This window comes from Streptomyces sp. NPDC047028 (assembly GCF_040644095.1).
GTDB lineage: Bacteria > Actinomycetota > Actinomycetes > Streptomycetales > Streptomycetaceae > Streptomyces.
This window is the reverse complement of record NZ_JBEYVS010000052.1, coordinates 33,201-43,620: the sequence shown is the minus strand read 5'-3', so window position 1 is coordinate 43,620 and position 10,420 is coordinate 33,201. Positions and strand designations below refer to the sequence as shown.

The window sequence follows — 10,420 nt, the reverse complement described above, 5'->3', positions numbered from 1 at the left end:
CACGGCACTGATCGCCACATCCACATTACGAAGAGCCTCCCGACGTGGGAAAACGCCGGTGGTCATGCCCCTAATCAGCGGTCTGTCAGTGCCTCCGGAGCCGGTGACACCACCCCCCAGGCCATGCACTCGACAAGGGGAGGCAGTCATGCCAACTCCGAAGGCCGGTAGCCCTGTTGCGGGGCTACGAAGACGGTAATGGGGGGGTGGGCGCAGCCGCCCGCCGGGGTTCAGCGAGGCGGCCTTGAGTGAACTGCTCGCTCACGCGGCCCGGGACGTTGCGTCCAGCCAGTAGCGGGCACCGCGCGGCCCTGCACCCCACGGCTACGGAGCTTTGGGTACCGCCGTGCCCGAGCCGTTGAGGAGCTCGTTGATGAGCTGCGTGGTCTCCATCTCCAGGGAGCAGTCGAGCGCGTGGTTGACTTGCTGGACGCGGGAGATGGCCATGTGCAGCCCCTGCCGGTTCCCGGCCGCATACTCGATCCTGAGCCAGTCCCGATAAAGGAGCTCCGCGGTGTCGTCTACGTCGAGGCCGGTTGCGATGGCCTGGCGGGCGGCGCTGAGGTCGTGGTGCGGGCCCGCAGGGGTGCGGTAGGTGGCCACTGTGTGTGCTACGTCGATGATGCGCGTGACCATTTCCTGCTGGTAGGGCTCGGCCCAGGGCAGGGCCTTGCCACCGAAGGGCCGGCCGCGTACCAGAGTGAGTGCCTTTTCCAGGTGGGTCAGGCCGGAGGGGCCTTGCGGTAGGGCGTGTTCGACGAGTTGCAGGAAGTGGGTCCAGTCGCAGCGTACTGCTGGGGCGAGTTGGTAGGAGTCGGTGCCGGATTTGCGGCGTGGGACGTAGGGGTTGCCGGCGGGGTCGTTGCCCAGGGAGCGGCGTAGGCCTTGGAGGCGGGCGTTGAGGGTGCTGGTGGACCAGGGGCTGATGGGGTCCATGTCGGTGCACAGGGCGTCGGCGCTGCGGCCGGGCTTGAAGATCAACAGGGCGGCGAGTTGTGCCATGCGTGGGCCGTGGCCGGTGGCATCGACGCCGGTCACCTCGATGGGGCCCAGCACTCTGATCTCCGGAGCGGGTGCGTCGTGAGCTTTGCCCTCTCCCGCTTCTGTCATGGGGTGTCCCTCGAGGGCGGCGTCGTGGTCGCTGCCTCTCGTGTAGTCGTGACCGGCGGTGGACTCCAACCGGGTTGCCGGCGCGGGAGCCGGGCGCGGGGGCGGGGACCCTGGGGGAGTGCGTGGTGGGCCGGGATCGTCGGCTGCCGGAGTTGCGGGCGTGGCGTGGGGTAGGAGCCGTAGTCCGGCCGGATCGGCGTTAGCGGCCAGCAGCGCCGGGAATACGTTGCCGCCGGCGTCGGAGGCCGCCGCCAGCGATCCGCTCGGGACGGTGGCGGCCGCGGTCCCCGCCGACTCCTCCCGCGCAATCTGCTCAGGCTGCTGCGCGCGGTCGGACTCGTCCGGGACGTCTTGCCAGGGGCCTTCGGCCGGATGGGATGCCTGCCCGGATACCTTCAACGCGGTGCTGATCTGCAGGTAGGCGGCATGTTCGAGGCGCTGCACCGTGATGTCGGTGCCGGCGTAGTCGAGGTTTTGCGGTTCGTGGAGGGAGGCGTTGAGGATTTCTGCCTCGGTAAAGTGCGCGGCCGCTGTACTCGCGGGTGCGATCAGAGTGACGGGGACAGTGCCCGCCTTGTCGATGAGGTCGGCGAACTGCCAGGCGGTGTCCGTGTCCAGAGGCGACGCGCACAGGAGCAGGTATGGCTGATGCTGGGTTTCGGGCATTTGGTGTGTTTCCAGCAGCCGTTCGCTTAAGTCGCGTAGGGCGTGCGCGGCCTGTCGCATGTGGGCGATGCGTGCGGTGGGTAGCAGGTGTGGCAGGTCTTCGCCGAACCCGACGGTGACGATCTCGGCTTCGCTTGCCCATGGGCTCATTGCGAGTTCCAGGGCGAGGGAGGTGCACACCTCGGTGATGTGGACGGGGTTGCCGTCGAGCAGGAGCGCGGGCAGGTGGGCGAGGTTGAGGAGCAGGAGATCGCCCGCCTCGGTGCTGCCGATCGTGACCAGCCCGGGATACGGTGCGGGCACCTCGCGGGCGTCGTCTTCGTCCAGCACCTCGGCATCGGTGGGCAGGGCCCACCATCCGCCCTGCCCCAAGACGAAGGGCGCCGCAGGGCCCGCGGTTGGATCTTCGGGCAACACCTCCACCGAGCGGGCGCCGATCCGGGCAGCCCGCAGCGCCGGCAGGATCGCGACCTCCTCCTGGGCCGCCTGGTGGGCGAGCGTTCGCAGCGCCACGTCCAGACGGACAGCGCCGCCCGGCTCGGCGGCCGCCGCCAACTGGGCCTCGGCCGTGGACGTCTGTGACGCGATGGCGATCTTCTCGCCGGGCCTGCGCCGGCGCCGCTGCAGCGTACGGCGCAGTGCAAGAGCACCGGTGATGGCGGCCGCCAGCAGCGCGCCGGCACCGAGAACGGTGCGCAGGTTCAGCGGGCTGGCGGTCGGAGCCGTCGCCGGGGTCTCGGACGCCGTGGAGGCGGGTGAGGAGCCGGCAGTGGAGCCGGACGTTGCAGTCGACGCCGACGGTGAGGCGGCAGTGGGAGGCGCGCTGGCGCTGGGCTCGGGGGTCGCAGAAGCCGTCGCCGAGGGCGACGCTTGATCCTGTCCGGGTTGTTCGGAAGAGCGACGTGCCGGTGCACTGGGAGTCGACGACCGCGGTGTGGGCGTGGTGGTCTGGCTCGGCGCGGGCGTCTGGTTGGTTGCCGTGCCCTCGCCGGACCTCTGCTCACTGCCTGGCTTCTGGCCGGCCGCCGGGGGAGTGGTCTTCTGGCTGCCCGCCTCATCACCCCGGTCATGGTCTTGGGGTGGCTGGTCGGGCTGGTTGCCGGGCACGGTGACCTGCTGCCCTGCGTAGATGACGTTCGGGTCGGTGATCGCGGGCAGACCGTGCGGCTGTTCCTGGCCCCTGCTGGCCTTGAAAAGCTCGGGCCATTGGTCTCCGTCGCCGAGTTCCTTCTCCGCGATCTTCGACAGGTAGTCGCCCGAGCGGACTGTGACGACGTGCTCACTCTTCTCGCCGGCAGCCGGCGCAGCCTCACTCAACTGCGTACGGAGGCCTCCCACTCCAGCTGATGTGTCGGGCATCTGAAGCTGCCAGCCGGGCTGCAGGAAGCTGTTCGCACGGAAGGTTGTGCCGTCGGCCATGGTGTGGCCGTCGTTCAGGGCGGCGATCTCCCGCCACCTTTCGCCGTCCCCCAGTTCCCGCTCGGCGATGCCCCACAGGCTTTCCGCGGGCCGGGTCTCGCGCACCGTGTACGTGGTACGGGACTCACCGGACCCCCGTGTGTTCGTCACCGAAGCGTGAGCCTGATCGGTTTCGGCTGCGGGCCGCGCCGGGGCCTGTCCGGGGATCCGGGCCGCGGTGGTGGCCGGGGCGGCCTGGGCGTCGGAGGCCAGCGCCGAACCCGTCGGCAGTAACACGATGATGCTGCCGATCAGGAGAGCCGCGGCGCGCTGCGAGGCGCCCATCCCCCGCGGGGCGCGCCATGTACGGCCCCGCAGCTGGGCGATCAGCTCGCGCACGGCGCAGAACGCGAACTGCGCCCAGCCGATCCAGCCGGCGCAGGCGAGCATCAGCAGGAACACGCTGCCGGTGTCCTGCCGGTCCAGCAGGTGCATGACGTCGTTGTGGGAGGCGGCCCAGATGACCGGGGTGGCCCACGCCAGCAGCAGCGGCAGCCCGGCGAGCGCGACCGCCAGGACCAGCGCACTCGAGGCGGCCTTGAGTGTCCGTGCCAGGGTGCGGCCGTCGGTTGCGGCGGGGGAGGGGGTGGTGCGCATCAGTTTCCTTCGGGAGCCGTGACGCCGTGCAGGAGAATGGCCTTGCCACGCCCGGTCACCGGCAGGGAGTTGATCCCTACCACCGGCAGGAACTTCGTGTCGTAGGTGCCGGTGACCGTGACGGTGAGCGTCTTGCCGTCGCCGGACACGCTGACGGTGCCGGTGGCGCCGGCGGAGTGCAGGTAGGCCTTGGCTGCGGCGGTCGCGGCCTGCGGATCCACGACGATCGCCGTTCCGCTGATCGCGTCGGCGGGATTGATGGCCTGTCCGCCGGCCCGGGCGGCTTCGCCGGCGATGTAGTCGGCGCGTTCGGTGGCTCGCATCTTGCTGCCGCCGTCGACGGCGACGCCGATGATTCCGATCAGCGCGATGACGCACACGGCTACGAACACGGTGACGCCTCCCCGGTCATCCCGTAGCGTTCGGCGCAGGCCCCTCTGGCGGAAGATCATCCATCCCCCCGCTGCCGGTACAGATCGACTACCGAGGTGGCGGTCGATGTGAGCGTCTTGGCTCCTGGCACGCCCGGGAGTAGCAGGTCGGAGAGGTTGACCGTGCAGGTCACGGTGGCGGTGACCGTCCCGACCTGCCCCACCGGCACGCTGAGACCGCCTGTGTTGATGTTGACGCTGGTGGACGAGCACGTGATGCCCTGGTCGTTCAGGGACTGCGCGGCCGCCGCCTGCGCGGCGCTCTGCGCGGACCCCGCGGTGCGGTGAAGGGACGCCTCCCGCGCCGCGGCCTCGGCTGCCGCGTCGATCTTTGCACCGGAGGTGACGATGCGTCCGCCGGCGATGGCCATACAGATGAACATGATCAGCGCAGGGAGGACGATGGCAGCCTCGATCGCCGCGCTGCCCTCGTCGCTGCGGAGCCTTGGAGCCCACCGGGCCGTTTTTCGCACGTGGTTCACCCTCCCGGGACGGTCCATCTCTCCACCGGGCCGGACGCGGACTGGGTGATGTGAAGGCCTGAAACGCCCGGGATCATCGACATGGCGGTGCCGGACACCTGCACCTGCACCCGCTGCCCGTCGCTGCTGGCCGAGACGCTGTAGCCGCTCAGGCTGTCACCCGCGGTGCGGCCCAGCACGCTGCGTGCCTGAGCCGCACCGGCGGCCGGGCTCGACTGGTAGGCGCGGGCCGCACTGGCGCCCTCGCGGGCAGCGGTCAGGGCAATCTGCCGCGCGTAGTACCACATGGACGCCTGGATCACGGCAACCGTGGCGAGCAGCACGAACGGAAAGACGATCGCCATCTGGAGGGAGGTGTCCCCGCGGTCTTCGCGCCATCTTCGCCCCTGCCACCAGTCCTTCAGCCGCTCGGGACCAGACATCACAGTCCGCTGAGCTTGCCGTTGTACTTGGAGATCACCATGGCGATCGTCCCGGCGATCAGGACTGCACCGGTGACGGCAGCCACCCAGATGATGACGGTCGTGGTGGAGATGTCACCCCGGTCCGGCCGGCGGGAGGCGTCCTCAATGGCTGCCTGTACTCGGGTGGTGAGCCGGACGACTGCACCGTTGGCCTGTGCCCAGGCACGTGCGCCCCGGCGGCCCCGCCCCGGCCGGCGGGAAGCAGTGGACGGGCCGGGGTGTGGGGCGGTGTGCGGGTGTGGGTGGGTGGTCGGGCGGAGCACAGCACGGCGGGTGCGGGCTGTGGTGTCCTTCATGTTCCTCTGCCTCTCTTGAGCGTGGAAAGGGTCGGTGTGGTTTAGACGGTGAGCATGCGGATCACAGCGGGGAAGGCCATCAGCAGCATCACTAGGACGGCCAAGAGCGCGCCCGGCGCGGTCATCTTTTCGCTGGCCGCGTTCGCCTCGGCAGCCTGAGCGGCCAGCAGCTCGGCGTTGAGTGACGCGCTGCGGGCCCGCAGGGCCTTGTAGACGGCGGCACCGTCGGTGGCGGAGCCGCGCATGATGTCGGCGACGTCGTTGAGGACGGGCAGGTCGTATGTGTGGGCGAGTTCCGTGAGCGCTTGATACGGCGGGATCTTCTCCAGCCGGGCCCGGCGCAGCGCGCCCTGCAGATACAGGAAGGGCCAGCCCTTCCCGACGGCGGCGGCCTTCTCCAGTGCCTCGGCGGGGCCGGCGTCGGCGGCCCGCTTGAGAGCGACGAGGTCGAGGTAGGCGGACAGGGCGTGCGCAAACTCCTCCCGTGCCCGCCTGGCCTGGTCCCGCACAGCGAGGTCCGGGGTGACGAACAGCAGGCCGGCGATGATGAGGCCGACACCTGCGGGCACGTAGAACGGCAGGCCCACGCCCGCGACGATCCACGGAATCGTTGCGATCACTGGGCAGAGCAGCCCCAGCGCGGCGAGCGCGGTCTTCTTGAGTATGAACTGGCCCGGCCCCTGACCGAGCAGGGTCAGGTTCGTGGTGGGGACCTTCACGCCCGGGAGCCGCTCGAGGCGGGCCAGCAGCCACCGGCCCCACACCTCCTCGCGGTCCAGCTCCACCTCGGGCATCGTCAAGGACGCCGGGGCACTGCGCTGGAGGGCCGGCCCCAATGCGGGCTGGGACTGCAAGAGTTCCCGGATCAGCAAGGCGACGCCGGCGCCGACCGTACCGCCGGTCACGACAACGGGGAGCAAGTTCACGAGGCGGCTCCTTCCGGTTCCCGTGCGGTGATCGGCGGCTCCGGCTCCGGGACGGGCGCGGGCAGCCGGACGGTGCTGGCTGGGTCGGTGATCAGGAAGCGCGGGACGCGCCGGAAACTGCCCAGCTGCCGCATCAGAGCGAGGACCCCGACGAAACCGGCCGTCAGGAAGGCGAGTACGAGCTGGCCAAGCAGCGTGGAGTACGGCCTGGTGTAGGACGGCACGAAGAACCCAGCCACCACGACGCCCACCGTGATGATGGTCATCCACCGCACGGTCGTCCTGGGCTTGGCCCGGTCCGCCTCGACGGCGCGCTTCTTAGCGACCTCTTCGCGGACAGTGCCCGACAGGTCCTCAAGTGCCTGAGCCAGGCCCGGGCCGCGGTCGTTGACCGACAGGATGAGCGCGGCAACCACCTTGTCCGCGGTGACATCATCCAGTTCCTCGGCGAACGCGCGCAGCGCTCCGTCCGGCCGCCACCCCAGGCGCAGCCGGTCGGACAGGTTAATGATCTGGGGTGAGAGTTCGTCCGGCGCTCCCTGACGGCTGGTGATCATCGCCTGTTCCAGGCCCATACCGAGGCGCAGCAGCCCCGCCAGCCGCTGCGTCCACTCGCTCAAGCCCTCCAGTTGACCGATACGGTCCTGCGCCATCTGCGCCGGGCTGATCAGCCAGGGCACGCCGATGACGGCCGCACCCAGCAGCGCACCCCCGACGAAGTTCCCCGAGACCAGCCACACGGCCACGAAGACCACGACGGCCGCGGCCATGAGGGTCCGCCGCCGCATCCGGGCGTCCTCGCTCTGGTTCTTCCCACCGCGCAGAGTCGCCTGCCAGCGCTTGAGCAGCGAGGCCCGGCGCGGCGCAGCCGTGCCCACAACACCCGCCACGACACCGATCAGCCCGCCGACCACAGCCATCCCGGACAGCAGCGCCCACAGAAGGATCACCGGGCCGCCCCCACCTTCAGCGGCAGCGGCGCCGTCCAGGCCCCATACGGCTCCTGCAGCAGGCTGGAGTCGAAGCCGACGCGGCGCAGGTCGTCGATGCAGCCCGGGTCCATCCGCGGCACCGCCCGCAGTTCCCCCCACTCAGCTCCGGGGGAGAAGACCTCGTTGGTGGCGGGCCGGCCGTTCTCGCCGATCCCGGTCAGCTCCAGCACGTGGGAGACGTAGCGGTGGCGGCGGCCGCCGATCTGCGTCTCGTCCGTCATGTCGACGTACACGACGAAATCCAGACCGTTGGCCGTCTGCCGGTAGGCCAGCTGCTCGGAGAGGTTCTCCTGAGCGAGCGCGTACAACTCGGCGATCCGGTCGAAGATGACGTCTGGGCGCCGCGCGTGGATGGTGCACAGGTTGCCGCCGGAGCCGTTCGTCAGCGCCTGCATCATGGCGACGACTTCCGGACCGCGGACCTCGCCGACCACGATCCGCTCCAGCGACAACCGCAGCGCAGGATGCATCAGGTCCAGCAGTGTGACCTCGCCGGCACCGCGGCCGGTGACGTCCTTCTCCCCGTTGGACTCGCGCCCGACGAGGGAGACGACCTGCTTGTGGTAGCCGTTTTGGTGGGCGAACAGCTCGTCCTCGGTCTGGATGGTCGCGAACCGGCACTCCGCGTCGAACTCCTTGAGCATCGCCCGCATCAAGGTCGTTTTCCCGGCCTTCTGCTTCCCCGCGATCATGATGTTCTTCTCGGCGCGCACGGCGGCGCCGAGGAACTCGCGCAGGATCGGGTCGATGGTGCCCAGCCGCACCAGATCGTCGAGATCCGCGTGGGAGACCCGGTGCCGCCGGATGACCGCATAGGTCATCGGCCCGAGCCCCGTGATGGCCTGCAGGCGGGAGCCGTCCTGCAAAGACAGCGCCAGGGTCGGGTTCGCGGTCGAAATGGTGCGCTCGCTGTGCCCAGAGCCCCTAGCCAACTCCCGCAACAGCTCCAGCAGTTCCTCTTCCGAGTCCGCGATCGGCCCGACCCGGCGGCGTTCGCCATCGCCGTAGTCGAGCCACACCTCGTGCGGGCCCTGGATGATGATGTCCTCAACCCGGTCATCGTCCAGGTACGGCTGGAGCCGGCCGGCCCGAAAAAGGAGGTCATACACGGCGCGCCGCAGCGCCTCATCCTCTTGCGGCGTCATCGCCTGGGCGTCCGACCACAGCGCGACCGCCTCAGCGATCCAGTTCAGGCAGCGCTGCTCTTCACTGGCCCGGTCCATGCCGGGCTTGGTCTTGAGTAGTTCCTCGCGCTGCTTGGCGACCTGGGACGCGATGTCCCGGGCCACCCGGTAGTCGACGGTGATCTGCGGAACCGCCGTACCGAGCACCTGCGAACTGGAGGCAGCACCTGCACCAGCCGACACTCCGTTGGTCTGCTGCTGCCCCCACTCCTGGGGCACCGGCGCCACCGAGGGGTCGTGGTGCAACGGCCTAGCGCGCACGGGTCACCTCCCCGCCTGCAGCACGGGCACCGCGTGGATCAAGCCGGGCCCGGCGCATGGCAGCCCGCTGCACCAGCAGCGTGCTGCCCGTGCGGGCGGCCTTCATCAGCGGCGACTTGTGGAAGCGGCGGGGCTGTTCGGCACTGTCGGACAGCACCCGGGCGTCCTTCGGCGCATACGGCAGCGTCGCGATCACCGGCACCTGCAGCACACGCTGCACCTCGCCCGCCGGATACGGCCCCTCGTTGATCATCAGCACGCTGACATCACCGACGCGCTCCTCCAGTGCACGCACCCGGCCCTCGGCTGCCTGCAGGCAGCGCAGGGTGTTGCGCACGACCACGAACGTGGCGTCGGCCTGCTCTGCCAGCACCCCGGAGGGCCCGTACGCACCGCGGCGGCCGAGGTCCATGAGGACGTCGTGACCGCTCTCGGCCTCGATGCCACGGAACATCTGCGCAAGGACCTTCCACACCTGGCCCAGGCTCGCCGACTGCGAGGGGTCGGTGATGCCCGGCAGCAGCAGCCGGTCACGCGGGGAGTCCTGCTTGCCGTCCTCACCGCTCAGGTCGATCAGCTGCCGCCAGAACGCGTCGCTGAACTCGCCTTTACGGGCGGCAACCGAGAGGTTGCGCAGCCCGTACCGGTCGCCGAGCGTGCCCTGCAGCAGACCGTGCAACACGGCCCCGCCGTCCGGGTCGCACTCAGCCAGGATCATCCGCCGGCCAGCCTCCAGCGGCCACGACAGCAGCAGCGCCAGGGCGCTCGTGGTCACGCCAGGCGCGCCGCTGCAGCCCGCGAGGGCGATGACCGCCATCAGCTACCGTCCGGAGCCGCGAGGACCAGGCGCAGGGCGCCGGCCGCCTCCCACGCGGCGGCCGTGGGACCGTCGGCGGCAGAGGCGGCCACGTCGACGACCACGATCCCGGTACCGGGGGCGGCGGCGGAGGCCTTCACGACCCGGCCGTCGATGGTCTGCGGCGCGTCGTCGGACGTCTTCCCGGTGTCCGTCGTTCCCTGAGCCGGGACGTGCACCAGCTCCACCTTCTGCCCCGGCACCAGCGCGGTCGCCGGGATCTGCTTGGGCTCCAGACCGATCGGCACCAGCTGCTCGCCAGCATGCACCAGGCTGTCCTTCGTCACCTGCGAAGGCGAGAGCAGGGAACCGGGCTTGAGCTCCACAGCCGCCCGCTTACCCACCACCGACTCCAGGTTGTCGGCCCGCACCGCCTTGACAGCCGGATCCAGGGCGACGGACGCCTGGCCCAGGTCCTTGTCAGTGAGGACCTGACCAACCTGGACGTCACGGACCACGGTCACCACCTCGGTGCGATGGCCCGCCTGGAGCAGCAGGACCGCAACACCCGCGCCGCCGGCAGCGATCAGCGCCAGGGCCAGGGCGATGACACCGGGTCGTCGCCTGCGGGCTGAAACTCGCGGGGGAGTGACGGGGCCGGCCGCCGTTCCCAGCTGGGGCAGGCCGTTCGAGCTGGGTGTGTCCGCACGTTCTTGGGTCTTGCTCAACGTCAACGCTTCATCCTTCCAGCGTCCTG

10 protein-coding genes are annotated in these 10,420 nt (G+C 70.1%); all 10 read right to left on the bottom strand.

Features of this window, described 5'->3' with window-relative positions; all coding sequences use genetic code 11:
* Positions 1 to 324: 324 nt before the first annotated feature.
* From ABZ854_RS32310 to ABZ854_RS32265, 10 genes are read right to left on the bottom strand one after another with little or no spacing between them, the layout of a single operon-like run.
* A complete protein-coding gene (locus ABZ854_RS32310) occupies positions 325 to 3,831 on the bottom strand; it encodes a hypothetical protein (RefSeq protein ID WP_361218109.1) in 3,507 nt (1,168 codons plus the stop codon).
* A complete protein-coding gene (locus tag ABZ854_RS32305) occupies positions 3,831 to 4,283 on the bottom strand; it encodes a Tad domain-containing protein (protein WP_361218106.1) in 453 nt (150 codons plus the stop codon). Before ABZ854_RS32305 ends, ABZ854_RS32310 begins: the two co-directional genes overlap by 1 nt.
* Positions 4,280 to 4,762: a TadE family protein gene (locus tag ABZ854_RS32300; RefSeq protein WP_361218103.1), complete on the bottom strand. Its 483-nt coding sequence runs from the start codon at positions 4,760 to 4,762 to the stop codon at positions 4,280 to 4,282. Before ABZ854_RS32300 ends, ABZ854_RS32305 begins: the two co-directional genes overlap by 4 nt.
* A complete protein-coding gene (locus ABZ854_RS32295) occupies positions 4,741 to 5,166 on the bottom strand; it encodes a TadE family protein (protein ID WP_361218100.1) in 426 nt (141 codons plus the stop codon). The genes ABZ854_RS32300 and ABZ854_RS32295 overlap by 22 nt, the downstream gene beginning before the upstream one ends.
* Complete coding sequence (locus tag ABZ854_RS32290; protein ID WP_361218098.1) at positions 5,166 to 5,504, bottom strand: hypothetical protein; 339 nt, start codon at positions 5,502 to 5,504, stop codon at positions 5,166 to 5,168. Before ABZ854_RS32290 ends, ABZ854_RS32295 begins: the two co-directional genes overlap by 1 nt.
* A gap of 41 nt (positions 5,505 to 5,545) precedes the next feature.
* Positions 5,546 to 6,430, bottom strand: a complete 885-nt coding sequence (locus tag ABZ854_RS32285; protein WP_361218095.1) for a type II secretion system F family protein — start codon at positions 6,428 to 6,430, stop codon at positions 5,546 to 5,548.
* Complete coding sequence (locus tag ABZ854_RS32280) at positions 6,427 to 7,380, bottom strand: type II secretion system F family protein (RefSeq protein ID WP_361218092.1); 954 nt, start codon at positions 7,378 to 7,380, stop codon at positions 6,427 to 6,429. The genes ABZ854_RS32285 and ABZ854_RS32280 overlap by 4 nt, the downstream gene beginning before the upstream one ends.
* Positions 7,377 to 8,867, bottom strand: a complete 1,491-nt coding sequence (locus ABZ854_RS32275) for a CpaF/VirB11 family protein (RefSeq protein WP_361218089.1) — start codon at positions 8,865 to 8,867, stop codon at positions 7,377 to 7,379. Before ABZ854_RS32275 ends, ABZ854_RS32280 begins: the two co-directional genes overlap by 4 nt.
* Positions 8,857 to 9,684: a hypothetical protein gene (locus ABZ854_RS32270; RefSeq protein ID WP_361218086.1), complete on the bottom strand. Its 828-nt coding sequence runs from the start codon at positions 9,682 to 9,684 to the stop codon at positions 8,857 to 8,859. The genes ABZ854_RS32275 and ABZ854_RS32270 overlap by 11 nt, the downstream gene beginning before the upstream one ends.
* Entirely contained in the window at positions 9,684 to 10,391 is a 708-nt protein-coding gene (locus ABZ854_RS32265; protein ID WP_361218084.1) for an SAF domain-containing protein, read from the bottom strand. The genes ABZ854_RS32270 and ABZ854_RS32265 overlap by 1 nt, the downstream gene beginning before the upstream one ends.
* Positions 10,392 to 10,420: the final 29 nt, after the last annotated feature.

What these genes read in the sequence shown, in the direction of transcription:
- ABZ854_RS32310 (WP_361218109.1), bottom strand. Translation starts at nt 3,831, where the DNA reads ATGCGCACCACCCCCTCCCCCGCCGCAACCGACGGCCGCACCCTGGCA.
- ABZ854_RS32305 (WP_361218106.1), bottom strand. Translation starts at nt 4,283, where the DNA reads ATGATCTTCCGCCAGAGGGGCCTGCGCCGAACGCTACGGGATGACCGG.
- ABZ854_RS32300 (WP_361218103.1), bottom strand. Translation starts at nt 4,762, where the DNA reads ATGGACCGTCCCGGGAGGGTGAACCACGTGCGAAAAACGGCCCGGTGG.
- ABZ854_RS32290 (WP_361218098.1), bottom strand. Translation starts at nt 5,504, where the DNA reads ATGAAGGACACCACAGCCCGCACCCGCCGTGCTGTGCTCCGCCCGACC.
- ABZ854_RS32295 (WP_361218100.1), bottom strand. Translation starts at nt 5,166, where the DNA reads ATGTCTGGTCCCGAGCGGCTGAAGGACTGGTGGCAGGGGCGAAGATGG.
- ABZ854_RS32270 (WP_361218086.1), bottom strand. Translation starts at nt 9,684, where the DNA reads ATGGCGGTCATCGCCCTCGCGGGCTGCAGCGGCGCGCCTGGCGTGACC.